Raw genomic sequence first — 25,129 nt, 5'->3', positions numbered from 1 at the left:
TCAGTTGCGGGCCGGACGCACAGGCCCACTTCTCCCCCTCCACAGGAGACCCGGATGAGCCGTGGTGCCGTGCCCGATCGCAGAAGCGTGCTCAGGACGGCGGCGGGGCTGGGCGCCCTCGGCGCCCTCGCCGCCACACCGGGCGCAGCCCACGCGGCCGGGCCCGCCGCGGCGGACGCCCGGACGGCCGGCCCCCGCGCGGTGGCCCCGTACGCCAATCCGCTGATCCGCAACCGCGCCGACCCGCACATCCACCGGCACACCGACGGCCACTACTACTACACGGCCACCGTCCCCGAGTACGACCGCGTCGTGCTGCGCCGCTCCCCGACCCTGGCGGGGCTGGCGGACGCCGCGGAGAGCGTGATCTGGCGGCGGCACGGCAGCGGCGACATGGGAGCCCACATCTGGGCGCCGGAGATCCACCACATCGACGGCGCCTGGTACGTCTACTTCGCCGCCGGGCGCACGGACGACGTCTGGCGCATCCGCATGTGGGTCCTGGAGAACCGGAGCGCCGACCCCTTCTCCGGCACCTGGACGGAGCGCGGGCGGATCACCACCGCCTGGGACACCTTCTCCCTGGACGCCACCACCTTCGTCCACCGGGGCACCCGCTATCTCGCCTGGGCCCAGCACGAGCCCGGCATGGACAACAACACCGCCGTCTTCCTCTCCGAGATGGCCGGCCCCTGGACGCTGAGCGGCCCTCAGGTGCGGCTGACGACACCCGAGTACGCCTGGGAGACGGTCGGCTACAAGGTCAACGAGGGTCCCTCCGTCATCCAGCGCAACGGCCGGGTGTTCCTGGTCTATTCGGCCAGTGCCACCGACAGCAACTACTGCCTGGGCCTGCTGACCGCAGACGATTCCGCCGACCTGCTCGCCCCCGGCTCCTGGAGCAAGTCGCCGCGACCGGTGTTCACCAGCAGCGACACCACCCGCCAGTACGGCCCCGGCCACAACTCCTTCACCGTCGCCGAGGACGGCCGCACCGACGTGCTCGTCTACCACGCCCGCCAGTACAAGGAGATCAGCGGCGACCCGCTCAACGACCCGAACCGGCACACCCGCCTCCAGGAACTGGGGTGGAAGCCGGACGGGACACCCGACTTCGGCGTCCCGGTCGCCGATTCCCGGTAGCCGGCCCGGGGCTCCGCCGCGCCGCGACCGCCGGCCCGCCACGGCCGTGCGCCGCCCGACCGCGTTCACCCCCCCACCAAGGAGCGTGCCCGAGTTGAACCGCCACCGTCTGCGAGCCGCGCTGCTCGCCCTCTGCCTCACCCTCGGCCTCACCGGCGTCCTGTTACCGGCGGGCGCCGCGCAGGCCGCACCGGTGACCGTGGTCAACGCCACCCAGTTCACCGACACGTCGGGCGCCCCGCTGCAGGCCCACGGCGGCGGAGTGCTCAAAGTCGGCGCCTACTACTACTGGTTCGGCGAGAACCGCAACGCGGACAACACCTTCCGCTACGTCTCCGCGTACCGCTCGACCGACCTGAAGAACTGGGAGTTCCGCAACCACATCCTCACCCAGGCCAGCGACCCGGAGCTGCGGCGGGCCAACATCGAGCGCCCGAAGGTCATGTACAACCAGCGCACCGGCCAGTACGTCCTGTGGGCGCACAAGGAGAACGGCTCCGACTACAGCGAGGCCCGCGCCGCCGTCGCCACCTCCTCCACCGTCGACGGGAACTACACCTGGCGCGGCAGCTTCCGGCCGCTCGGGCAGCACATGTCACGCGACATCACCGTCTTCACGGACAGCGACGGCACCGGCTACATGGTCTCGGCGGCCCGCGAGAACTACGACCTGCACATCTACCGGCTCACCGACGACTACACGGGCGTCGTCTCCCTCGTCGCCAACCCCTGGCCCGGCGGCCACCGCGAGGCACCGGCCCTCTTCAAGCGCGGCGGCGTCTACTTCATGCTGACCTCCGGGGCCACCGGCTGGAGCCCCAACCAGCAGAAGTACGCCACCGCCACCAGCGTCTCCGGGCCCTGGAGCGAGATGCGGAACGTGGGCGACTCCACCACCTACGGCTCGCAGACCACTTACGTCCTGCCGGTGCAGGGCAGCGGTCAGACCTCGTACCTCTACATGGGCGACCGCTGGGGCAACTCCTTCGGCGGCACGGTCAACGACTCCCGGTACGTCTGGGCCCCGCTGTCCTTCCCGTCCGCCACCAGCATGAGCATGGACTACCACCCGGAGCTCGTCATCGACACCGACGCCGGGACGGTCACCGGCCGCGGCGGGCCGTTCGAGACCCTCACCGCCCGGCACAGCGGCCGGTGCGCCGACGTCACCAGCCAGTCGCTCAGCGCCGGGGCGCTGCTCAAGCAGTACGGCTGCAACGGCGGCGGCAACCAGAAGTTCTGGTTCCGGGACGCCGGAGGCGGCCGTGTCCAGCTGATGGCCCGGCACAGCTCCCTCTGCCTCACCGAGACCAGCGCGGCCGTGCAGCAGCAGACGTGTTCGGACGCGGCGCAGCAGCAGTGGCAGGTCCAGGACGCGGGCGGCGGATACGTCCGGCTGGTGGCCCGCGCCAGCGGCGAATGCCTCGACGTCTCGAACGGGGCCACCGGCGACTCCGCAGAGATCATCACCTACGCCTGCTCGGGCGTGCACAACCAGCAGTGGCGGCGCGGCACGTGACGGCGTGCCGACCCCGGGGAGCCGGGGGCATCCCGTTCCCCCTGCCGCGCGAGGACCGCGCGCTCAGCCCCCGTACCGGCTGGACCCGCGCGCACTGGGAGGCCGCCGCCGACGGGCTGCTCGCGGCCGTCACCCCGTACGCCACCCCCGGCCGCGCCCTCTACCACTTCCCCGGGGCCCGGCCCGGCTTCTCCGGCCGGCGCTCGGACGGGCTGGAGGGCTACGCCCGCACGTTCCTCCTCGCCGCCTTCCGGACTGCGGGCGCCGGCGGCGCCGACCCGCACGGGCTCATCGGCCGGTACGCCGACGGCCTCGCGGCGGGCACCCGCCGGCCCGGCGGCGACGGCCCCGAGGACTGGCCGCGCATCACCGACCGCAGCCAGCCGCTGGTCGAGGCCGCCTCCATCGCCCTGGCGCTCCGCCTCACCCGCCCCTGGCTGTGGGACCGGCTGGACGCGGCGGTACGGGACCGCGCCGCGGCCTGGCTGGCGGACGCTCTCACCGCCGAACCCTGGCCCTGCAACTGGGAGTTGTTCCCCGCCACGGTCGGCGGCTTCCTCGCCGCGACCGGCCGGCACACCGAGGCCGCGGAGTCCGCCCGCGAGCGCGGCCTCGCCCGGATCGAGGACTGGTACGCGGGCGACGGCTGGTACACCGACGGCCCCGGCCGCGCCTTCGACTACTACAACGGCTGGGCCATGCACCTCTACCCGGTCCTGGAGGCCCACCTCTCCGCCGACAGCACGCTGATGGACCGCCACGGCCCCCGGCTGGAGGCCCATCTCGCCGACTACGCCCGCCTGTTCGGCACCAACGGCGCGCCGGTGCACCAGGGCCGCTCGCTCACGTACCGCATGGCGACCACCGCCCCGCTCTGGCTCGGCGCCCTCACCGGCCGCACCCCGCTGAGCCCCGGCACCACCCGCCGCCTGGCCTCCGGCACGCTCCGCCACTTCCTCGACCGGGGAGCCGCCGACCCGGCCACCGGCCTGCTGACCCTCGGCTGGTACGGCCCGAACGAAGGCGTCCTCCAGCGCTACTCCGGCCCGGCCTCCCCGTACTGGGCCGCCAAGGCGTTCCTCGGCCTGCTGCTCCCGCCGGACCACCCGGTGTGGACGGCCCCGGAGGAGCCGGGCCCGGCCGAGCGCGCGGACGCGGTCACCGCGCTGCCCGTGCCGAACTGGCTGCTCCAGTCCACGTCCGCCGACGGGCTCGTGCGGCTGCACAACCACGGCAGCGAGGACGCCCGCTACGACCCGTACTACACGCGCCTCGCCTACTCCACCGCCACCGGCCCGACCCCACCGGGCGCGGAACCCGACAACCACTTCGGCCTGCTCGACGAGCACGGCGCCGTCTCCCCGCGCCACGGCCTGGAACCGCTGGGCACGGGGGAGGGCTGGGCGGCGTCCCGGCACGGGGTGGGCGCGGCCCGGGTCGTGAGCGTCGTCCTCGTGCACGGCGCGGCGGAGGTCCGCGTCCACGCCGTCACGAACGCTCCGCCGGGCACCCCGGTACGCCTCACGGGCTGGGCGGCGGCGACACCGGGCCCGGCCTCCGAACTCCTGCCGCTGCACGGGCTGGAGCCGGCCCCGCCGCTGCCACCGGTGGCGACGGCGTACACGCCGGAGGCGGTGACCCCCGCCGTGTCCGGGCGGACGGGCGCGGCGGTGAGCGTGTTCGTCTGCGCGGCCCGCCTCACGGCCGAGCCCCGCCCGGCTCCGCTGGGCGGCCTGGTGCGGGCCGAGGTGAGCGGCGACGGCACGGCCCCAGCGGTGACGGCCCGCTGGTCGGACGGCTCGGAGCACCGGATACGCCTGTCCGCCGGCACGGCGGAGGTGGAACACCGGGCGGCGGCCGGCACGACCTCCGGGGAGCCGACGGCTCCCGGCTGACCCGGACGGGCCGTGGCCCGGTTGCGCCCGAGCGCGCGCCGCCGGACAGTGCCTAGAGCTGTACTGCTACGCGGTGGTCGGATATGCGGCCGTGCACCGGGCACGGCCGGCTGGATGCCTGGGGACAGAGCATGAAGTGTTCGGTCACCGTTGCCCGGTACGCCCGGTACTGACCGGGAGGCCGGAAGACCTCCGGTCCCCTGCTGAAGGGCGCCGCGCCCAGGTAGATCTCCAGCCCCCGGTCCAGTTCGGCTCCGGACAGCTCGCACGCCGTGGCTGCCATGTACACCGCCTCGTCGGAGCCCGGTTCCTGCTGCGAGTTGAACACCACGATGCCAATCCGCGGCCGCATCGCGATGTTGCGGACCTGCGTCGCCCCGGGGGAGGAGATCCAGTAGAACGTCGAGTACCCGTCGGCCACATAGAAGACCGGTGACGCCCAGGGTTCGCCGTTCGTGTCCGCGGTCGCCAGCGTCATGAAACGGTTGCGGTCGATGATGGCCCGACCCTCGACTTCAAGCTCCCCGGTGTCCATGGCGCAGACCGTACATTCAATGCGCCTCCGGGCCGACCACGCCGGTCTGAGAACCTGCTTGCCGCGGCGGCGAGTGGCCGTGGTGCGGGGCGCCGGTCCCGCCGCTTGTCGGCAAGGTGGAAGTCGAGGCACGGCCGGCCGGGCACTGCTTGGGGCTACGGCACCAGTTGGGTGCCGCACCCACCCGGCCTGTGTGGGGTGGTCCTGAACAGACGTGGCTGGTCGCCCTAGAGGCCCGGGAACAGCCGCCGTGACCACACCACCCGCGGGGCATGACCGGGCGGGGCGGGCCGTGTCCACCGCCCGGCTGCCGCTCCCGGCTCGTCGACGACCTCCGCAGGGCCCTGCCGGGGCCGGTGCTGGGCGGCCAGGAAGGGCCAGTTCCGTTTCACCGGGGTGCCGACCAGGGCAATCGCATGATCCAGGTCGCGGGGGGAAGGCGGAATGCCGACCGCGGGCCGGCTCTCCGTGGAGCGGGAGCGTCATGCTTCTCCGGGTGTGACCGTTCCCTTCCCGAGCAGCGACGGTCCCCGTGGCACACGGGATTGCTGCCGGAACGAGAGGGGTCAGTCACCGTGAGGCCCGGAAGGGAAGAATCCGACCAGCCCTCGTACGGCATGAACAGGCCGCATGCCGTCATGTGGTGGTGGAGCGGCATCGGGCTCGGGATTCTGCTCGTCGCGCTCTTCCTGATGAGCGGTGGCTGAGCCGCCGGCCGGGGTGGACCCGGGGAGCCGGGCGGGTGGCGCCGGACCCCGTCTCCCCGGCGTGCTTAGCTGAATACTCCCGCGTCCCCTCCGGCAGAAGGTCGCCCCGTGTCCGTCGCCCGTTCCGTGGCTCTGTTCGTCGTCGCCGCCCTGTTCGAAATCGGCGGTGCCTGGCTGGTCTGGCAGGGCATCCGCGAGCACCGGGGCTGGGTCTGGATCGGGGCCGGCGCCATCGCCCTCGGGCTGTACGGGGTGGTGGCCACCCTCCAGAGCGACGAGAACTTCGGCCGGATCCTCGCCGCGTACGGCGGCGTCTTCGTCGCCGGCTCGATCGCCTGGGGGATGATCGCCGACGGCTACCGGCCCGACCGGTGGGACGTCGTCGGCGCCCTGGTCTGCCTCGCCGGGATGGCCGTCATCATGTACGCCCCGCGCGGCCACTGACGGGACGGGACGGACGGGCTCGGCCCTCCGCGGTCGGCGCCGCTCGAGGGATCCCCGCACCGGCGTGACGATGAGTTTCCGGCATCCGCGAGGTCTGCACGATCGTGGACAGTCCGCAAACGTGGAGGGAAGTGGCATGAACACTCGCGGATCCGATGGTGAGACTCGCGTTCCGGCACCGGAGCCGGAGCCGGAACTCGTGACGCTCGACCCGGCGACGACGGCGGTCGTCCGCAGCGTCGTCCCGATGGCCGGCCTGCGGGACTTCTTCGACGCCTCCTTCCGGGACCTGGCACGGGTCATGGAAGCGCAGGGGATCGCCCCGACGGGCCCGGCCTTCGGCCTCTACCACGGGACGCCGGGGGAGACCCTGGACCTGGAGGTCGGGTTCCTCACGGACCGGGCGGTGCGTCCGGAGGCCGGGGTCGTGGCCGGTTCGCTTCCCGGAGGGCGGGTCGCGAGGCTGACGCACCACGGTTCGTTCGACCGCCTCGGGTCCTCCTGGGACCGGCTGGGCTCCTGGATGCGGGCGCGGGGACTGCCCGCCGGGGAGGACAGGTGGGAGACCTACGTCACGGAGCCCTCACCGGACATGGACCCGCGCGACCTGCGCACCGAGCTCAACTGGCCCGTGGCGGACTGACCGGGGCCCGGCAGCCGGTACGCGGGGACGCGCCGGGCCTCGTCAGGTCCGGCCCACCGCCGAGAAGATGAACGAGAACTCCGCCGGTTGCGCCCGCAGTTGGTACGCGGGAAGGACGCCCGGGCCGCAGGACTGGGAGCCGATGCCCTGCTGGGCGTGGTCCAGATTGACCCAGACCAGGGGGCCCGGTCTCAGGTCGGGGGTGTGGCGGGCCGCGTCCAGTTGCCCGGTGGTCCAGCGGCGGGCGGTGAACCAGAAGAGGTCACCGGGGCCGCCGCTTTCGGCGCGCAGGCCCGCTCCCGCGGCGTCGGTGAGTTCGGCCCAGCGGACGTCTGCGCGGGCACCGTTCTCCTGGGGGCGGACATACGGGGTCTGGAGCTGGTCGACCGTCATCGACCAGAGGCCCGTCATGGCGGCGGCCCGCGTGTCCGGATACGCCTCGCCCGGGCCGCCGCCGAACCAGCGGGCCGTGCCGTACGCGGCCGGGATGCCGAAACGGATGCCCAGGCGGGGAAGGGCGCACGGCCAGTCGCCCTCCGGGGTGACCGCGACCGTCAGTCCCAGCCGCCCGGCGTCCGCTGTCCAGCGGTACTCGGCGCGCAGGGCGAGGTCGGTGGCGGCGGGGGCCACCCGGGTCCGCACGGTCAGGGCGTCGGCCGATACCTCGACCGCGTCCGGGCGGTGCCGCATCCGGTGCAGGCCCAGGGCCCGCCACAGCGGGCCGTGGCGCGGATCCGGCTGCCACGGCGCGCCCTCGTCGTTGTCGGTCGGGGCCCGCCAGACGTCCAGCCGGAGATCCGTGACGGGGAGGCCGTCCAGGCGCCGGAGCGCGCCGGTCGCGGCGTCGAAGACCCCCGGGCCGAGGGTCATCGACTCCCCGTCGCGGCGCACCGGTTGGCCAGTCGCGGGCCGCGGGAGCGGGCGCCAGCGGGCCGGGAGCTGCGCCCAGGCGACGAGGTGGCCCCTCGGTGCCCAGGCGGTGTCGGCGGCGAGCACGGCCCGGACGGTCCACTGGCGTTCGGCGTCCGCGGCGTGCCCCTCGACGCGGTCACCGGCGTCCAGGGCCCCTGCCCCGACACCGTCGCCCCTGCCCGCATCCCCGCCCGCGGGGAGTCCGGGTGGTGCCGGCAACTGCACCTCCGCGCTCCCGCCGGGCGCCAGGTCCGGCACGGGCAGTGCGCCGGCCGCCACAGGCGCGCCGCCCGCCTCGTACGACCAGGTGAACGCCAGGTGCGACAGGCCGGAGAAGTCGTGGGTGTTGGTGATCCGGACGGTGCCGGCCGCGCCGTCGCCCTCGATGCGCACCGGCTCGATGACCTTCTTGTACTCGGCGAGGCCGGGGGAGGGGGCGCGGTCGGGGAAGAGCAGCCCGTCGCAGACGAAGTTCCCGTCGTGGACATCCTCCCCGAAGTCGCCGCCGTACGCGAAGTACGGAGTGCCGTCCGCCGCGCGACGGGCGAGGCCGTGGTCGGTCCACTCCCAGACGAAGCCGCCCTGGCAGCGCTCGTACCGCTCGAAGAGACGCTGGTACTCCGTGAGACCACCGGGGCCGTTGCCCATCGCGTGGGCGTACTCGCAGAGGATGAACGGGAGTGCGCGGCGGCGTGCGTCCAGCGCCGGGTCGCCCAGCGGCTCCTCCGCGCGCCGGCCGATCAGCTCCACCTCGGCGTGCGGGGCGTACATGCGGGAGTAGACGTCGGTGTCCGCGCAGGAGGGGTCGCCCTCGTAGTGCAGCGGCCGGCCGGGGTCCCGGGCGCGGATCCACCGGGCCATGGCCGTGAGCCCCGGGCCGGTGTCGCACTCGTTGCCGAGCGACCACATGATGACGGACGGGTGGTTCTTGTCGCGCTCCACCATCCGCGCGGCCCGGTCGAGCAGGGCGGGGAACCAGCGTTCGTCCCGGACCGGGTTGTTCCGCCAGCCGGTGTCGGCGAAGCCGTGGGTCTCCAGGTCGCACTCGTCGACGACCCAGAGGCCGAGCTCGTCGCACAGGTCGAGGAAGGCCGGGTGCGGCGGATAGTGGCTGGTGCGGACGGCGTTGATGTTGTGCCGCTTCATCAGCAGCAGGTCCCGGCGCATGGTCTCCGCGTCCACCGCCCGCCCGGTCACCGGGTGGAACTCGTGCCGGTTGACGCCCCGGAACAGGATCCGGCGGCCGTTGACGGTGAAGACGCCGTCCTCCACCGCGACCGTGCGGAAGCCGACGCGCAGCGCGATCCGCTCGCCGGGCGCGGCCAGTCCGGCCTCGTACAGCCGCGGGGTCTCGGCGGTCCACGGCTCCACGGGGACGGTCGCGCTCTCGCCCGCCGCGAGGTCCAGGCCCAGCTCGGGGACGCCGATCCGGACGGGAACCGCGCCGTTCCCCGCGCCGCCGTCCGGGCCGTCGCCCGCGGGGCAGTCCACCCGCAGGGTCCCCGTTCCGGTGCGGTGGTCGTAGGAGGCGTGGACGGTGAAGTCGCCCACCGAGCCCGGCGGCCGGTGCAGCAGCGTCACCTCGCGGAAGATGCCGGGCAGCCACCACTGGTCCTGGTCCTCCAGATAGCTCCCGGCCGACCACTGGTGGACCCGGACCGCCAGGACGTTCCCGCCGGGCCGGAGCAGCGCGCCCACGGAGAACTCGTGCGGCAGCCGGCTGCCCTGGAAGACGCCCAGTTCGGTGCCGTTGAGCCAGACCCGGGCGCAGGACTCGACACCGTCGAAGCGCAGGACCGTGTCCCCGGAGCCCGCCGCGAGCGGCCAGTCGTCCGGCAGTTCGAAGAGGCGCAGATGGTCGCCGGTCGGGTTCTCGTACGGGACCCGGGGCGGATCGACGGGGAAGGGGTAGCGGGTGTTGGTGTACCCGGGCGCGCCGTGGCCCTGGAGCACCCAGTGGCCGGGGACGGTCAGCCGGTCCCAGCCGCTCGCGTCGTGGCCGGGGCGGGCGAAGGAGTCGTCCTCGGCGCCGGCGGTGGGGGAGAGCCGGAAGCGCCACTCGCCGCCGAGAGAGAGCCTGCGGGCGTCGGAGGCCGCGTACCAGGCGCGGGGCGGGAGGGTGCCGCGCCCCGGTGACCGGTCCTCGTAGTAGGGGAGCCCGGCGGAGGACGGCTGCCCGGCGCCGCCCGGGCGGGGACGCGGCTCCGCCGAGGCCCCCCGGGACGTGGGGGCGTGCGCGCTGCGGAGCGGGTCCTGGGGTGTGCTCATGGGTCCCCTCGGTCAGCCCTTGATCCCGGTCTGCGCCACGCCCTGCACCAGCCAGCGCTGCAGGACGAGGAAGACCAGGATCAGGGGCAGGATGGATATCGCCGCGGCCATGAAGATCAAGTGTAGGTTTACGGTTTGCGCGGTGAGATAGGACGAGAGCGCCACCTGCACCGTCCAGGACTCCTGGTCCTGGCCGATGACCAGCGGCCAGAGGAAGGCGTTCCAGCCGCCGATGAAGGTGATGACGGCGATCGCCGCGAAGAAGTTCAGCGAGTTGGGCACCACCACCCGCCAGTACGCGCCCCAGTGGTTCAGCCCGTCCACCCGCGCCGCCTCCTCCAGCTCCCGGGGGAAGCCCAGGAAGTACTGGCGGAAGAGGAAGGCGGTGAAGCCGCTGAACAGCCCCGGGATGACCAGACCCCGCAGGCTGGAGACCCAGCCGAGGGACGAGACGAGGACGAACGTGGGGACGAAGGTGACGGCCGCCGGGACCATCAGCGTGCCCAGCACCAGGTAGAAGACCTTCTGCGCGTGCCGGTACGGGATGCGGGCCAGCCCGTAGCCGGCGGTGGAGCAGAGCAGCAGGGTGCCCGCGGTGTGCAGCACCCCGACGACGAGGGAGTTCCACAGCGCCCGCGCGAACGGCACGGCCGGGTCGGCGAACAGCTCCCGGACATTGCCCCACTGGAGGTCGGTGGGGAAGAACGTCCAGGTCTCCCCGGTGATGTCGGCGTCCGTGGAGAGCGCGTTGCGGGCGATCAGATAGAAGGGGACGAGGAAGAGGACGGTGGCCACCAGCAGCGCCGCGTACAGCCCCGCACTGCCGAGCGTGCCGCGCGCGCCCCGCGCCGCCCGGCCCCCTCCGGCCGCCGCGCTCATATGGCTGACGCGGCTCATGTGTCGCTCTCCCGTCCGAAGCCCAGGAACCGGCCCTGGAGGAGGGTGACCAGGCAGATGAGCAGGGCCAGCAGCAGGGCGCCGGCGCTGCCGAGCCCGTAGTCCTGGTTCTCGCCGAGTGCCAGGTTGTAGAGGTAGACCAGGGGCGGCCGGCCCCAGGTCGCCTTGTCGAGGAGGTTGTAGAACTCGTCGAACGCCTGGTAGGCGGCGATGAGGAGCAGCAGGATCACCGCGGTGGACGTGGTGCGCAACTGCGGCAGCGTGATGTGGCGGAAGGTCTGCCAGCCGGGCCGCGCGCCGTCGATGGCCGCGGCCTCGTACAGCACCCGCGGGATGTTCTGCAGCGCCGCCAGGAAGAGGATCATGTAGAAGCCGGACTGCAGCCACAGCCGCACGGTGACGATCACCAGCCAGTACCAGGGCGGGTCGGGAGAGGCCAGCCAGGCGACGGAGTCCAGGCCGAGCCATCCGAGCACGGTGTTGGCCAGCCCGAAGCGGACCCCGTTGAAGACGGACATCTTCCACACCAGCGAGGCGGCCACATAACTGCACGCCGTCGGCAGGAAGAACGCGGACCGGAAGAACGCCCGCAGGAAGCGGATGCGGTGCACCAGCAGCGCCAGTGCCAGTGACAGGGCGAAGGTGAGCGGGACGGCGAAGAGGGCGAAGACGGTGAAGGTGCCCAGGCTGCGCACGAAGTCGCCGTCGGAGAGCATCGTCAGGTAGTTGCCGAGCCCCACGAACTCGGTGGGCGTGACGGTGGAGCGGGCCTCGAAGAGGCTGAGCCACAGGCTCCAGCCGATCGGAAGGTAGACGAAGACGAGCAGCCCGGCCAGGAACGGGCCGGTGAACAGCCAGAAGGCGAGGGCGTGTCCGCGTCCCGGCACGGGACGCCGGCCGCGGCCGGCCGGCCGGCGCAGGGGCGTCGCCATGGTGGTGGCCCCGCCCTCAGCCGAAGATCTTGTCGAGCTCGCGCCGGATCTTCCGGTCCGCCTTGTCGAGTTCGGCCTCCGGATCGGCATCGTCCCGGACGGCGTTGGCCATGACATCGGTGAGGGTGGTGATCATCGACTGGGTCCAGGACGGATTGTCGAAGATGCCGGCGCTGTTGAAGAGCTCGACCCCTTCCGCCGCCAGCCCGGACTTGAGCTCCTCGGCGCCGGCGGCCACCGACTTCCGCGGCGGGATGTGGAAGCCGTAGTCCAGGCACCACTCGCGCTGGAATTCCTTCTGGTCGATCCACAGCCACTTCACGAAGGCCTTGGCCGCGTCGACGTCCTTCGCCTTCGCCGAGACGAAGGCCGACCAGCCGCCGTTGTAGACCGCCGGCCGGCCCTGCGGACCGCCGGACGAGGGCCACGGGATGATGCCGACGTCGTCGCCGTGCGCCTCCAGGATCTGCGGCATCGCCCACATGCCGCACCACTGCATCGCGCACAGGCCCTGGTTGAAGGAGGCCGGGTCCCAGTGCTCGGTGGGCGCCCCCTTGAGCAGCGCCTTGCCCGCGTACAGCCGACGCAGCTTGCGCAGCGCCTCGGCCACCTCGTCGGTGTGGTACGCGATCTCGTTGTCCGGGGTGAGGAGTTCGGCGCCGGTGGACCAGATCAGCGGACTCTGGATCGGCTGCAGGGTCTGCCCGAGGTAGAGGCCCTTCACCTTGTCCGTGGTGAGCTTCTCGGCCGCCTCGATCAGCGCGTCGAGGGTGTCCGGCGGCTCGATTCCGGCCTTGTCCAGTAAGGACTTGCGGTAGTAGAGGAACTGCGGATCGTCGATCATCCGCACGCCGTAGACCTTGCCGTCGATGGTGTGGGAGGTGATGTCCGCCTCGTTGAAGTCGTCCTTGGCGTCTTCGAGGATGTCGTCGAGCGGCACGATCTGCCGCTCGTGCGCCATGTGGATCTGCGGGTGGAACTCGAAGACATCCGGCCCGTCGGAGGACAGCAGCGCGGTGAACAGCTTCTTCTCGTACTCGCCCGGTATCCACTGCACCGACACGTCGGCGTCCCGGTAGGCCTTGGCGAACTTCTGGGCGGCCTGCTGCGTGCCCGGCTCGCCGTAGGCGTGGTACATCTGCTTGAGCGACCGGCCCGATCCCCCGCCGCCGCGCCCGGTGTTGGAGCCGCAGGCGGACAGCGCGCCCAGGGCGGCGATCCCTCCGGCGGCGCGGAGAAGATCGCGGCGGTCCCACTCTCTGCTGCTGATGGCCGGCATGTGACGTCCCGTCTGTAGCGGCTCAACTCGCTTGTGTGCGAACGGCGTTGGGGTGTGTCGCCAGGGTGCCGTGGTGCGGTACTGCCGTTGTGGTGCGGGACGCTAGCCATGGTCCAGGGGGTTCGGCAAGAGGGTCCGGCCGCTCCCGGAGAGTCCCGTGCGTGTCGTTCCGGGACCCTGAGCGGGCGCGGGGTGGGCTCCGGAGCGGGACGCCGGAACGCGGTGTGGCGCGACGGCCGGATGGGCCGCCGCGCCACAGGTGCGGTACGGAGGTGGTGCTGTCCGGGGGCCGGCTCGCCGGAACGGCGGTCAGTTCACGGTGATGTTGGAGTTGCCGCTGCTCTGGTAGCCCTCGGTCGCCATGATCATGTAGTAGTTGAAGCTGCCCATCTGCATGCCGGCGCGGGACCAGGCGTCGAAGTGGTTGCCGGTGGTGATGGTTCCGCCGGTCTTCTTCTGCTGCCGCACGCTCCAGTACTGGTCGAAGGTCTTGGTGCCCTCGACGGACGGGGCGTTGTACCGCGTCGTCTTGTAGATGTCGTACGTGCCGCCGTCGGTGCTGACGGTGCCCCGGTGCTCACCGGTGGGCCGGTAGGTGCCCCAGTTGTCGACGATGTAGTACTCGACGAGCGGGTTCGAGGTCCAGCCGTAGAGGCACAGGTAGCCGTTGCCCGACGGGTTGAAGCTGCCCGAGTACGACACCGTGCGGCGGCTGCCGTTGCTCCAGCCCTTGCCGCAGACGAAGTTGCCGGTGTTGCTCCACTGGACGCTGTACTGGCCGCCGCCGCCCATGGTCATGGAGACGGTGTTGTTGGCGTCGGTCCAGAACGAGAAGTAGTAGCCGTTGTGGTTGCCGGTCTGGTTGGTGGTGATGGTCTGCGCGGCCCGGGCGTGGGCGGTGCCGGGCAGGATCAGTCCGGACGTGGCCAGCGCCAGGGCGCCGGTGCCGCCGATGAAGCCCCTGCGGCTGAGCCGGCGGGCGGGGGTGTCGTCCTTGTGCATGATTCCTCCTGGTGGGGGCTGGCGGAGGCCAGGCAGGGTGATACGACCCGGCGGGCCTTCGGTGGCCGGGCGGCGCCGGCCGCGCGCGCCGGGGTCGGACGGCTCGCGCGGGCTCGGCCGGTCGTCCTGCGGTCGGCGAACCGGGGGGGCCGGGCCGCACGGGTGAACCGGATCGGCGGGGTCGGGCCCGTCGATGCCGATAGTGTTGAGCCGACCTGTCACGTTGTCAACAGTTTCCGGAAGCATTGCGGAAACGCTGCCCTGGTAGGGGAGTTCGGCCGTCAGTGTTATACCTGCTCAGGGCTCTGATGGTGTGCTCGATGGTGACGGTGGTGAACATGATGCCCGCTCAGTGATCAGCTTCCGGGTCCTGGTCATCGAAAATTTTCGGAAACATTCCGGACGGTTTGAGGGGCCGGTGGCGGCCGGCCGAGGAGCCGGCGCGCGGGTGTGAGCGGATCGCCGGACGGGCGCCGGGTGCCGTGGGCTGCCCGCCGGCTTCGGCCTCGCCGCCGACCGGCGCACCCGCGGGGAGGGTCCCCTCATCCCCTTGGTCGCGCCGCCGGTCTCGCGGAGCCGCTTCTCCCGCCCGCCCCGGCCATCGGCCCGGAGAACACGGCCCGGGCTCCCTCGCGCCCGCCCCGTGCCGGTCTGGACGACGTACGCCCCGGCGAGGGCCGGGGCACTCCCGGCCCGGTGCGCCGTCCGCCGGATCCCGCGCGGGCCGGGCGCCGCCGTCCGGGACGCGACGCCCTTCCGCGCCGGACGTGGGGGGAGAAGGCCGGGGCGCCATAGGAATTCCCTATGGCGCCCGCTGGTATTTCGTCTTTGCCCTTCGTTGATTTCCGCACGTAGCGTGAAACAGCTCGACGAGGCGCTCATCGCGATATCTCCGAGGATGCGCGCTCCGCGCACTCAGCCCCTTTCCTCCGTCGAGCGGCACCGCATACGCACCAGAAAGGACCGGTGGCATGACCACAGGGGACAACGGATCGGAAATACGGGAGCTCGCGGGAAAGCGGGCCCTGGTCACGGGAGGTTCTCGCGGAATCGGAGCAGCGGTCGTGCGGCAATTCCTGGACGCGGGAGCCGAGGTCCTCACCACCGCGAGGTCCGGGACCGGCACGGTGCCGGAAGGCGCCGTCTTCGTCGCGGCCGACCTGCGGACACGGGCCGGAGCGCAGGCCGTCGCCGAGGCAGCGCAGGAGGCCCTCGGCGGGGTGGACATCCTGGTCAACAACGCGGGCGGAGCGCGGCCGTTCCCGAACGCCCTGGCCATCCCCGACGAGGAGTGGCAGGACCAGCTGGACCTGAACTACCTGGCGTCGGTGCGGCTGGACTCGCTGCTGACCCCGGGGATGCGCGCACGGCGTTCGGGTGCGGTCGTGCACGTCTCCACGGCCGCCGTCACCACCTCGGCACCACCGTTCCTGCACTACACGGCGGCGAAGGCGGCGCTGGAGAACTACAGCCGGGGACTGGCCCTGGAACTGGCCCCGTTCGGAGTCCGCGTCAACGCGGTGTCTCCCGGCAGGACCGCCACCCCCGGCGGCGAGGCGACGCGGAAGCAGTGGGCGAGCCTGCGGGAGGGGCCGGGCCAGGACAACACCGCCCCTCCGCTGGGACGCGACGGCCGGCCCGACGACATCGCCAACGCGGTGCTGTTCCTCGTATCGGACCGGGCGAGCTGGCTGACCGGAAGGAACCTCACCGTGGACGGCGGCGAATTCCCCGCGGGATGACGCCGGCGAAACGGAACGAGGCCCGGACGAAGACGTGAGGACAGGAGGCCGGCGTCTACGCGGCCGGCAAGGCAGCGCTGCGCTCCATGGCCCGCAGCCTCTCCCGCGAGCTTCTCCCGCGGGGAATCCGGGTCAACGCGGTCAGCCCCGGTCCCGTCGACACGGGAATCCTGGAGACCACGATGACCAAGGAGGCCGCGGACCGGTTCAAGGCGGAAAGGGTCGCGGAAAATCCCATGCGACGTTTCGGAACACCGGAAGAAGTCGCCAGGGCGGTGGCATTCCTGGCCTTCGACGCCACGTACACCACGGGCGCCGAATTGGTGGTCGACGGGGGCATCACCCAGTTGTGAGCGGTGCCCCCGGGCGGTCACCCCACCCGTGACCGGAGAAAGCCGGTGTGGTGCCAGGTCTCCTGACGCAGGAATGCGAGCAGGGCCATTTCCGCCGGCCCCGCACCGGGCCGGATCGCGGCGACGGCGGGCATCGAGACGGCGGGAAGGACGGGACGCGTGAGGTGCTCGAACCCGGGAGGCACCGCGGAGGTCGGAACGAGGGTCACCCCCAGCCCGTGGGAGGCCCAGCGCACCGCCGTCGCCGTCTGGGAGACGCGGGCGACCGTGGTCGGGGCCAGCGCGTTGTCCCGCAGCACGTCCCGCAGCACGCCGTCGAGCGCGCTGCCGTGGTCGAACCTGATCCACGGCTCCCGCGCCACCTCGCGCAGCTCCACCCGGTCCGCGGCGAGCTGCGCGTGCTCGGGACCCAGCACCACGACGAACTCCTCGTCGCCCAGGTGGTGGCCCTCGTACAGGCCGCCTTCCCCGCACGGCCCCGCCAGCAGGCCGAGGTCCACCACCCCCCGGCGTGCCAGCCGCTCCAGCTCGGCGGGGTTCGCCTCCTCGAACACGGTGATCTCCAGCCGCGGGAAGCGGCGGCGCAAGGCGCCCAGTGCGCCCGGCAGTTGCCGCGTGCCCAGTCCCATCTGCGCCGCGACCACCAGCTCGCCCCCCGGCTCGTCGGCACCGGCCCGCGCCGTCGCCTTCGCCCGCCGCGCCGCCCGCACCGCGACCTCGGCGTCCCGCAGGAACGCGCGGCCGACCGCGGTGGGCACCAGCCCGGCCGGCGTGCGGGTGAACAGCGTCACGCCGAGTTCCCGTTCCAGGCCGCGGATCTGCTGGGACACCGACGGCTGGGCGACGTGGAGCAGCTCCGCCGCCGCCGTCACCGAGCCCTGCTCGGCAATGGCCAGGGCGTATTCGAACTGGCGAAGGCTGCTCATGGGCTCCCGTCCCCTCCCCGCGGTGGCCCTCGGTCCACCCGTCGTGATGGTGGGTAACCCGGTCGCGCCGGGGGACATTCCCGGTCCGCTCGTCCGGTGGTGCGGAAGCGCCCCTCCGCACCACCGGAATGACGGACCGTCAGGTAGACCGGTCGGAGCGGCGTCACCGGCGCTTGACGGCCACCCCGGCCCACAGGCTGACCGCCGCGTCGGTCAGCTCGCCCAGCTTCACCAGCTCCTCCGTCTCCTCGTCCGGGTGCCAGCGGTGCGGCACCTCCAGACCCGGCTCCACCAGCTCCAGCCCGGCGAAGAACCGCTCCACCTCCGCCTTGCTCCGCACCTGGGCGTTGCCGCCGTCGGCCTTGTACACGTTGATGGCCTGTTCCCACTCCTCGGGGGCGAAGTCCGGCGTGCACTGGGAGAAGACCAGGTACGAGCCGGGGACCAGCGGCTCCAGCAGCTGCTTGATGATGCCGTGCGGGTCCCGGTCGTCGGTGATGTAGTGGAAGAGACCGACCAGGCTCAGCGCGACGGGCTGCTCCAGGTCCAGGGTCTCGCGCAGTTCGGCCGATTCGAGGATCGACCGCGGGTCGGTGATGTCCGCCTCGACATAGGCGGTGCGGCCCTCGGGGGTGCTGGTGAGCAGACCGCGGGCGTGGGTGAGCACGATCGGGTCGTTGTCGGCGTAGACGACCCGGGACTCCGGAGCCACGGCCTGCACGACCTCGTGCAGATTGGGGCTGGTGGGTATGCCGGTGCCGATGTCGAGGAACTGGCGTATGCCGCGTTCCGCGAGGTAACGGGCCGCCCGGTGCATGAAGGAGCGGTTGGTGCGGGCCGCGGTGCGGAAGCCGGGGAAGGCCTGGAGCAGCTTCTCGGCGACCTCGCGGTCCGGCGGGTAGTGGGTCTTGCCGCCCAGGAAGTAGTCGTAGATGCGTGCGCTGTGATGGCGGTCCAGGCCCAGGTCACGGCCCGTGCCCTCCGGCCGCGTCGGTCCGCCGGATTGGATGTTGCCGCCCATGTGCGCCCCTTCAAGCAGGTGATCGATCGTGTGGGGAATCGTAGCCCCGTTCGGGCCGGTGACTTGTCGATTCCGCTCGCTCAACCACCTTGGCCGGTCGGCGGGTTGACTGTCCGGTCCCGGGACGCCGCCATCCCCCCGGATACGCGGGGTGCGTCAGGGGCCGGGCATGGGCGGACGGGGAGGGAGGGTGGCGAACCGGAACGGAACGGCGAAGCCCCGGGCCCGCCGGAAGGGGGATTTCCGGTGGACCCGGGGCGGTCGGTGCGGCCGGACGGCGCCGGCCGGGGCGCGGCGGCCCCGCGGGTCAGTGCGGGGCGCCGTTGTGGCCGGCGAAGTCGGGCGGGGTGAGCGGGCTCATCGCCGTCACGTCACGGGGCACGATCTGGAAACCCTGCCAGTGGACGGGCATCGGGGCCTGGTCCTCGTCCCGCGCGTGGTGGTGGAAGCCCACGTTGACCCAGGTGATGGGGTGCTTCAGGGTCTCGCCGTTCACCCACTTGTCGACGCTCTTGCCCGGGCAGGAGCGGTTGTGGCTGGCGAACTGCTCGCAGGCGTCGTACTGCGTGAAGAAGACGTCCTTCTTGGTGTACGGGCGCCCGGGGTACTTGTTGCTGTGCCCGAGGACGAGTTCGTAGCTGCGCGGGTGGTTGTCCTTGTTCTTGCCCGCGGTGCTGACGACGCGCCACCAGCGCTGCGGCCCGGTGTTGCCCGCGAGCTCCTTGGTGACGGTGGTGCGCTTGGTCTTGGTGCGCGGGGTTTCGCCGGCCACCGGGGTCGTCGTGGAGTCGAGCTGCTCCACCTTGGCCTTCGGGGAGCCGTCGAGGCCGAAGTTCAGCCGCCAGAATACGTTGTGACTGTGACTCAGGGCGCGGTCCCGGCTGTTCTTGCCGAGGGGCATGCCGTAGCCGTCGGCGGCGTCGTAGTCGCCGGGGGAGAGCTCACCGGTCGCGCCGACCTGGGTGGAGATGGTGCCGTCGTCGGAGAAGCGCCACTCGGTGATGTACTCGTAGTAGGCGACCTTGTTGACGGTGTACACGAGCAGGTCCGTGCCCTGGGCGGTCGACACGCTGCTGCCGTCGTCGGACGCCAGCCGGTAGGCGTGGCCCCGGGCGCGGGTGGTGACGCACACGCCGTTGACGGCGGGCTGGTCGGGCAGCTTGACCTTCTTCAGGGTGCCGCCCGGGCACTCCTTCGTGCCGAGGTCCGCGACACCCGCGCCGAAGGAGTAGCCGGTGAGGTCGTCGTACTCGGCCCGGCCGTCGTCGTAGGGGACGTGGATCTGGGCGAGCTTGGCCGTGGTGAGCACGGGTATCGGCTGCGGCTCGCCCTTCGGCTGGTAGGTGATCTTGTCCAGGACCAGGCCGGCCGTGCTGGTGTAGTGCCAGCACATCCGCCAGGTGGTGCCGCCCGTGAGCTTCTTCTCGATCTTGTAGGCGTCACTGCAGGACGCCGCCTGCGGCGCGGAGGGCGCCTGCGGGGCGTTGCCGGCGGCGTTGGCCACCGGGCCGGCGGCGGCCGCGGCCCCGCCCACGAGGGCCGTCAGGGCGAGCGCCGCCCGGACGCGCTTCCGGGCGATGCCGGTTCGTCGTGTCGACATGCGTGATGACTGCTTTCTGGTCTGCCGGGGCTGGTCGGGCACCCGGTGAAGTCATGGGGGAGAGGCGGTCAGCCGAGACGGGCGGCGGTGCCGGCGCTGAGGTCGATCACCAGATGCCGGACGTCGATCCACGGGCCGTCCGTGACCTTGGTGAAGAGGCGGACACAGCGGTGCTCGCCGCAGGCGCGGACTCCGGCGGCGCCCGCGTTCTCCTCGTCCACGCGGTAGATCATCGCGGTGGTGGTGAGCTGCTCCGGCTTGGTGAGCGCCTGTCCGGTGGCCGCCTTGTAGTCCTGCTTCAGCCCCGCGCCGAGCGGGTCCGCCAGCAGCACCCTGACGGCCTCGGTCGCCTCCGCGCGGGTGGGCGGCGGCTGCTCGCCCTCGCGGGTCTCGGTCTTCTCGACCTCCCCCGTCGACAGGTTGACCGTCCGCAGGACGAGCTGGTCGTCCTTGTAGTCGTAGAAGGACACCTCCGCACGGCGCGGCGGGGCCGTGTCGTCGACCTCCGACGGCTTCAGCTCGGCGAGATCCGTGCTGAGGATCTCCGGCCCCCGGTCGCCCTCCACGTCCTCACTGCCCGAGCGGATGCCCGGCGTGACGGCCAGGCGCTCCACGCGCTTCAGCTCGTCCGCCGTCAGCCCGTCCCGGCCCACGCCCTGCTTGCCCACGGGCGGCTGCTCCTCGACCACGCCCGCCGGCTGCCGGCCGGCCGCGTTCGCCCCCTCGCCGCTCTCCGCGCCGGGCCTCTCCTCCGCGCCGGCGGCGGTCTCCGCGCCGGCGGTCTCCCGGCCGCCGGAGGCCCCCGCGCTGCCCGGCAGCGTCACGGCGACCGCGATCGCCGTACCGCTCACCGCGATGGCCGCACCCGCCAACAGCTTCCCCACCCGGCGGTGCATCAACTTCCCCACTCGTGCTCCCCATCCCCGTATATCTCTCACATCGCGTCAGGTGCGCGACTGATCAGGAGGACGCCGTGACGACCGGGCCGGTTCAGTGGCGTTCGCATCTTTGTGCGTTACGGGGGTGCTCTGGACATTTGGGCAACGGCCTTGGCCTGCGGGGCAGTTCACGCGCGGCCGCACCGGAAGCGGGGCCCGCCGACCGCTCCGGCGCGGGACGCGCCGTGCCGGCCCGGCCGGAGCAGTCCCCGCGGCCGATGAGTTTCGGCACCCCGGGCGGTCCGGTAGAGCATGGACATGCATGCGGAAAACGAATCCGGCACGAACGCCACGGACCCCACCGACACCACCGGCCCGGCCGTCCCCGACCTCGGCCCGGCGGCGCGCCGCGTCGCCCGGCTCCTGGACGGCATCACCGACGACCACCTGTCCGCCCCCACGCCCTGCCCCGAGTACGCCGTCCGCGACCTCCTCCAGCACCTGGTCGGGCTGACCGCCGCCTTCCGCGACGCCGCGGAGAAGAGGCTCGGTCCGTCGACCGCGACCGACCCGGGGTCCGCCGGGCCCGGCCCGCTGGCGGAGGACTGGCGGCACCGGCTGCCCCGGCAGCTCGGCGAACTCGTCACGGCCTGGCATCGTCCGGAGGCGTGGGAAGGGCAGACCCAGGCCGGCGGCGTCACGCTTCCCGGGCAGGTGGCGGGCGTCGTCGCGCTGAACGAACTCGTCGTCCACGGCTGGGACCTGGCGCGCGCCACCGGCCAGGAGTACACGGCCGACGAGGAGAGCGCGCGGGCCTGCGTCGAGTTGATGGCCCCCGCCGACCCCTCGGGGACCGAGGGTCTCTTCGGGCCGGTGGTCGACGTCCCGGACGGGGCACCGGTGCTGGACCGCGTCATCGGCCTCAGCGGCCGCTCGCCCTCCTGGACCCCGCCCGCCATGGGGTGACGGGGACGGCACGACGGGATCGGCGCGGACCGGCCGTCACCGAGGGGGGCCGCGGCCCTGAGCCCGCCTTCCCGAGGCCCGCGGTTCGGGGCGCACCGCCTGCCCGGCCGGGGCGGGGGCCGGGGGCCGGGCCGTTCCGGGGCGGCCCGGCCCCCGGCGCGGGGGACCCGCGCGGGTATGTTGGCCGGACCCGCACCACAGGAGAGCCACCCCGCCATGCCGTCCGACCGCCCGCGCCTGCTCTACGTCACCGACCCCGCCTACCCCGCGCGCGGCCGCCGCTACGGCGACGAGGACCTCGCCCTCTCCGCCCGGCTCCGCGAGGACTTCACCGTCGCCCTGTGCCACCCGCTGGACGCGGCGGAGCTCATGGGCGCCTTCGACGCCGTACTGATCCGCAACAGCGGACCCGTCACCCACTACCAGGCCGCCTTCGACGCCTTCCGCGAACGGGCCCTGGCCGCCGGCGTGCGCGTCCAGCCGCCGCTGACCGGCCGGGGTGACATGGCGGGCAAGGGGTATCTGCCCGAGCTGAGCGCCGCCGGGTACCCGGTGATCCCCACCGCGGCCCGCCGCGAGGACCTGGCGGCGCTGCCGGAGGCGGACGAGTACGCCGTCAAACCGCTGCGCGGCGCCGACTCGCACGGCCTGGTCTTCCTCACCCCGGACCGGCTGGGGGAGATCCGGTTCGGGGACGTCCTGGTGCAGCCGCGGATCCGCTTCCGGTACGAGGTGTCCTTCTACTTCGTCGACCGGGTCTTCCAGTACGCCCTGTACGCGCCCCGCCCCGGGGAGCGCTGGCGCCTGGAGCCCTACGAGGCGAGCCCGGAGGACCTGGAGTTCGCCCGCCGCTTCGTGGAGTGGAACCCCGCGGACCACGGCGTCCAGCGGGTCGACGCCTGCCGCACCGGGGACGGGGAGCTGCTGCTCGTCGAGCTGGAGGACCTCAACCCGTACCTCTCCCTGGACCTGGTCGACGAGGACACCCACGAGCGCTTCGTCGCCGCGCTCAAGAGCTCGCTGCACCGGCTGGCCGCCCGTGGCCGGGAGACGCCGGCGCGGGCCGCCGGCCCGGGCGGGCCCGCCGCGTAGCCGAAACCGCCGTCCGCGCCGCCGTACCCGGGGCGTGCCCGCCGCCCGTGGCCCCGGCCGCGCCCGCCCCGCCCGGCGGGCTCAGCCGCCGGCCGCGGGCCGGACCGGTACGACGGCCACCGGGCAGGCGGCCGTGTGCAGCACCTCCGCGCTCACCGATCCCAGCAGCGCCCGCCGCACCCCGGTACGGCCGTGGGAACCGACGACGACCAGCTCCGCCCCGTGGGAGGCCTCCGTCAGCGCGGCGGCGGGCCGCCCGGCGACGTGGCGCGTGGTGACCGTGACGTTGGGGTATTCGTGCCGCCATGCCGTGGCCAGGTCCTCCAGGTCCCGCACGTCCTCCGGGCCGTTCTCCGTCCGGGCGACGGCCCCCCGGCCCGGCACGGCCGGTCCGGGGGGCTCCATGGTCACGGGCCGTGTCCGGGAGCCGGCCGTCAGCAGGATCAGCTCCGCATCCCGCAGCGCGGCCTCCTCGAAGGCGAACCGCAGCGGCTCGGCCGTGGGATCGGCGGTGTCCACGCCGACGACCACCCGGTGCACCGGGTGGACCGCGGTCCGGCCCGGCCGGACGACGATCACCGGGCACTCCGCGTGCGTCGCCACCTGCCAGCTCACCGACCCCAGCGGCAGCCGGGGGAAACCGCCCGTGCCCCGGTGCCCGACGACGATCAGCGACACCCGCGCGGAGCGCTCGACCAGGGCCGCGGCCGGGCGCCCGGCGTACGGCTCCGCCACCACGTTCAGCCCCGCGTGCTCGGTGTGCGCCTGCGCGGTGAACGGTGCCAGCACGGCCGCGGCCTGTGCCTGCGGGGCGGAGACCTCCCGGTAGATCTCGCTCGCACCGGCCGGCAGCGGCCACTCCACGGCGTGCAGGATGTGCAGCGGCAGGCCCCGGCGGACGGCCTCGGCGGCCGCGTGCCGCAGCACCACCTGCTGGTCGTGCGCGTCGTCGACGCCCACCAGGACGGGGCCCGGCCCGGTGTTCCCAGGCGTCGGATCCTGCTCCACCATGGCGGCTCCTTCGCGCGAATGGGCGGCGCCGGTCGTGCGCCGCGGCCCGCCGGACGGACGCCGTACCGGTATCCCGGCCCACGCCGCGTAAACGCCGGGGCCCCGGGACCGGGCGGTGGTCCGGCCCGGCTCCGGCCGGGCTCCCGGCCCCGGCGTGTGCCCCGGTGATGGGACCATGAACGGGCCCCGTTCCCAGCCTCCCGGGAGATGACCGATGGCCCAGCGCCCCCTGGCCGTGTTCGATCTGGACGGCACCCTCGCCGACGTCCGGCACCGGCTCCACCACGTCGAGGGCCGGCCCCGGGACTGGGACGCCTTCTTCGCCGCCGCCGTCGAGGACGGGCCGCTCACGCAGGGGATCGAGCTGGCCCTGGCGAGTGCGGGCGAGTGCGAGGTGGTGTACGTGACCGGACGCCCGGAGAGCTGCCGCGCCGACACCCTGGACTGGCTGGCGCGCCAGGGGCTGCCGCTGGGCGAGCTGCGGATGCGCGGCCCGCGCGACCGCCGGCCCGCGCGGATCACCAAGCCCGAACTGCTGCGGCGCCTGGCCGCGCGGCGCACGGTGGCGTTCGTGGCCGACGACGACCCGCAGGTCTGCGACGCCTACGAGCGGGACGGCTTCCGGGTGATACGGGCCCACTGGATGGCGGCGCAGCCCGTACTGGAGGAGGTCCAGGAGCGGGAGGGCCGGACCTGAGACGCCGGGCCGCCGCGCGTCCGGGCGGCGGGGCGGGTATGCCCGCCCGGGTACCGGGAAGGCCTCTGACCGTACCGGGAACACCGCACCGCCGAGGAGAAGAGCAATGGAGTACGCCCGCACGATCACGCTGGACCTCCCCTACGACCAGGCCGTCCCCCGGGTGAAGGAGGCGTTCGCCGAGCAGGGGTTCGGCACGCTCACCGAAATCGATGTCCGGGCGACGCTGAAGAACAAGATCGGCGAGGACATCGAGGACTACGTCATCCTCGGCGCCTGCAATCCGCACCTCGCCCACCGGGCCCTCGGCATCGAGCGCGAGATCGGCCTGCTGCTGCCCTGCAATGTCGTGGTGCGTGCCGCGGAGGACGGGAGGACCCTGGTCCAGGCGCTGGACCCGGCGGTCATGGTCACCGTGCCGGGCAAGGCGGAGATGGAGCCGGTGGCGGAGGAGGCCGGCCGGCGCATCCAGGCCGCGCTGGACACCCTGACGGGCTGACCGGGGCCGGGCCGGAGGCCGGGTGCCGGGGAGACGGGGGCCGGGGCCGGGCCCGCGCGAGCCCGGCGGTCCGGTTCCCGGCCGCGGGCCCCGGGCCCGCGCCGCGCCGGTGCCGCCGGCCGCTCCCGGGCATACGACCGGCCGGTGGCCCGGAGAGACCGTTCTCTC

General features: G+C 73.1%; 21 protein-coding genes and 1 pseudogene. 11 read left to right on the top strand and 11 right to left on the bottom strand.

Annotated elements, in window-relative coordinates; genetic code table 11:
* Nucleotides 1–54 precede the first annotated feature (54 nt).
* From IF83_RS0108115 to IF83_RS0108105, 3 genes are all read left to right on the top strand, one after another.
* Nucleotides 55–1,143 carry a glycoside hydrolase family 43 protein gene (locus tag IF83_RS0108115; protein WP_030543386.1) on the top strand — a complete coding sequence of 363 codons (1,089 nt, stop codon included), beginning with the start codon at nt 55–57 and terminating at the stop codon, nt 1,141–1,143.
* Between the two features lie 94 nt (nt 1,144–1,237).
* Nucleotides 1,238–2,662: an RICIN domain-containing protein gene (locus IF83_RS0108110; RefSeq protein WP_347877096.1), complete on the top strand. Its 1,425-nt coding sequence runs from the start codon at nt 1,238–1,240 to the stop codon at nt 2,660–2,662.
* Nucleotides 2,659–4,557: a DUF2264 domain-containing protein gene (locus IF83_RS0108105; protein WP_244176930.1), complete on the top strand. Its 1,899-nt coding sequence runs from the start codon at nt 2,659–2,661 to the stop codon at nt 4,555–4,557. Before IF83_RS0108110 ends, IF83_RS0108105 begins: the two co-directional genes overlap by 4 nt.
* Before the next feature lie 52 nt (nt 4,558–4,609).
* On the opposite strand, the gene IF83_RS33655 is transcribed toward IF83_RS0108105, so the two are convergent.
* Nucleotides 4,610–5,092, bottom strand: coding sequence for a pyridoxamine 5'-phosphate oxidase family protein (locus IF83_RS33655; protein WP_030543383.1), 483 nt, complete (start codon nt 5,090–5,092; stop codon nt 4,610–4,612).
* An 815-nt stretch (nt 5,093–5,907) separates the two neighbouring features.
* On the opposite strand from IF83_RS33655, the gene IF83_RS0108090 reads away from it, so the two are divergent.
* Together IF83_RS0108090 and IF83_RS0108085 are read left to right on the top strand one after the other, a co-directional pair.
* The gene (locus tag IF83_RS0108090) at nt 5,908–6,243 is read left to right on the top strand and encodes a YnfA family protein (RefSeq protein WP_030543382.1); all 336 of its coding nucleotides are present in this window, start codon (nt 5,908–5,910) and stop codon (nt 6,241–6,243) included.
* Between the two features lie 136 nt (nt 6,244–6,379).
* On the top strand, nt 6,380–6,886 hold the full coding sequence (locus tag IF83_RS0108085) for a GyrI-like domain-containing protein (protein ID WP_051722570.1): 507 nt from the start codon (nt 6,380–6,382) through the stop codon (nt 6,884–6,886).
* A gap of 42 nt (nt 6,887–6,928) precedes the next feature.
* On the opposite strand, the gene IF83_RS0108080 is transcribed toward IF83_RS0108085, so the two are convergent.
* The 5 genes from IF83_RS0108080 to IF83_RS0108060 all read right to left on the bottom strand — a co-directional run bounded on the left by IF83_RS0108080 (nt 6,929) and on the right by IF83_RS0108060 (nt 14,176).
* Nucleotides 6,929–10,066: a glycoside hydrolase family 2 TIM barrel-domain containing protein gene (locus IF83_RS0108080; RefSeq protein ID WP_078843276.1), complete on the bottom strand. Its 3,138-nt coding sequence runs from the start codon at nt 10,064–10,066 to the stop codon at nt 6,929–6,931.
* Nucleotides 10,067–10,078: 12 nt separating this feature from the next.
* Entirely contained in the window at nt 10,079–10,945 is an 867-nt protein-coding gene (locus IF83_RS0108075) for a carbohydrate ABC transporter permease (RefSeq protein WP_030543379.1), read from the bottom strand.
* 14 nt (nt 10,946–10,959) lie between these two features.
* On the bottom strand, nt 10,960–11,895 hold the full coding sequence (locus IF83_RS0108070) for a carbohydrate ABC transporter permease (RefSeq protein WP_030543378.1): 936 nt from the start codon (nt 11,893–11,895) through the stop codon (nt 10,960–10,962).
* 16 nt (nt 11,896–11,911) lie between these two features.
* Nucleotides 11,912–13,174: an ABC transporter substrate-binding protein gene (locus tag IF83_RS0108065; RefSeq protein ID WP_030543377.1), complete on the bottom strand. Its 1,263-nt coding sequence runs from the start codon at nt 13,172–13,174 to the stop codon at nt 11,912–11,914.
* 309 nt (nt 13,175–13,483) lie between these two features.
* On the bottom strand, nt 13,484–14,176 hold the full coding sequence (locus IF83_RS0108060; protein ID WP_030543376.1) for a glycoside hydrolase family 11 protein: 693 nt from the start codon (nt 14,174–14,176) through the stop codon (nt 13,484–13,486).
* Nucleotides 14,177–15,147: 971 nt separating this feature from the next.
* Here IF83_RS0108060 and IF83_RS0108055 point away from each other — a divergent pair.
* A complete protein-coding gene (locus IF83_RS0108055; RefSeq protein WP_030543375.1) occupies nt 15,148–15,918 on the top strand; it encodes an oxidoreductase in 771 nt (256 codons plus the stop codon).
* Nucleotides 15,919–15,962: 44 nt separating this feature from the next.
* Nucleotides 15,963–16,271 (top strand): annotated as a pseudogene (locus IF83_RS0108050) (SDR family oxidoreductase); the annotation flags it as partial.
* Nucleotides 16,272–16,288: 17 nt separating this feature from the next.
* On the opposite strand, the gene IF83_RS0108045 reads toward IF83_RS0108050, so the two are convergent.
* From IF83_RS0108045 to IF83_RS0108030, 4 genes are all read right to left on the bottom strand, one after another.
* A complete protein-coding gene (locus IF83_RS0108045; protein ID WP_037679136.1) occupies nt 16,289–17,197 on the bottom strand; it encodes a LysR family transcriptional regulator in 909 nt (302 codons plus the stop codon).
* 163 nt (nt 17,198–17,360) lie between these two features.
* A complete protein-coding gene (locus IF83_RS0108040) occupies nt 17,361–18,218 on the bottom strand; it encodes an SAM-dependent methyltransferase (protein WP_037679134.1) in 858 nt (285 codons plus the stop codon).
* A gap of 307 nt (nt 18,219–18,525) precedes the next feature.
* A complete protein-coding gene (locus IF83_RS0108035; RefSeq protein ID WP_030543371.1) occupies nt 18,526–19,818 on the bottom strand; it encodes a copper amine oxidase in 1,293 nt (430 codons plus the stop codon).
* Nucleotides 19,819–19,886: 68 nt separating this feature from the next.
* Complete coding sequence (locus tag IF83_RS0108030; RefSeq protein WP_037679133.1) at nt 19,887–20,726, bottom strand: hypothetical protein; 840 nt, start codon at nt 20,724–20,726, stop codon at nt 19,887–19,889.
* 282 nt (nt 20,727–21,008) lie between these two features.
* Here IF83_RS0108030 and IF83_RS0108025 point away from each other — a divergent pair, with 282 nt between their 5' ends.
* Nucleotides 21,009–21,662 carry a TIGR03086 family metal-binding protein gene (locus tag IF83_RS0108025; protein ID WP_037679132.1) on the top strand — a complete coding sequence of 218 codons (654 nt, stop codon included), beginning with the start codon at nt 21,009–21,011 and terminating at the stop codon, nt 21,660–21,662.
* 216 nt (nt 21,663–21,878) lie between these two features.
* A complete protein-coding gene (locus tag IF83_RS0108020; RefSeq protein ID WP_051722568.1) occupies nt 21,879–22,754 on the top strand; it encodes an ATP-grasp domain-containing protein in 876 nt (291 codons plus the stop codon).
* Nucleotides 22,755–22,835: 81 nt separating this feature from the next.
* Here the strand turns inward: IF83_RS0108020 and IF83_RS0108015 are convergent, their stop codons facing one another.
* Nucleotides 22,836–23,765, bottom strand: coding sequence for a universal stress protein (locus tag IF83_RS0108015; RefSeq protein ID WP_037679131.1), 930 nt, complete (start codon nt 23,763–23,765; stop codon nt 22,836–22,838).
* Between the two features lie 214 nt (nt 23,766–23,979).
* Here IF83_RS0108015 and IF83_RS0108010 point away from each other — a divergent pair, with 214 nt between their 5' ends.
* Both IF83_RS0108010 and IF83_RS0108005 read left to right on the top strand, forming a co-directional pair.
* The gene (locus IF83_RS0108010) at nt 23,980–24,462 is read left to right on the top strand and encodes a phosphatase domain-containing protein (protein ID WP_030543366.1); all 483 of its coding nucleotides are present in this window, start codon (nt 23,980–23,982) and stop codon (nt 24,460–24,462) included.
* Nucleotides 24,463–24,568: 106 nt separating this feature from the next.
* Nucleotides 24,569–24,961, top strand: coding sequence for a DUF302 domain-containing protein (locus IF83_RS0108005; RefSeq protein WP_030543365.1), 393 nt, complete (start codon nt 24,569–24,571; stop codon nt 24,959–24,961).
* The last annotated feature ends 168 nt before the right edge of the window (nt 24,962–25,129 follow it).

The organism is Streptomyces albus subsp. albus, from assembly GCF_000719865.1.
GTDB classification, from domain to species: domain Bacteria; phylum Actinomycetota; class Actinomycetes; order Streptomycetales; family Streptomycetaceae; genus Streptomyces; species Streptomyces albus_E.
This window is presented reverse-complemented; position numbering and strand designations above follow the sequence as displayed.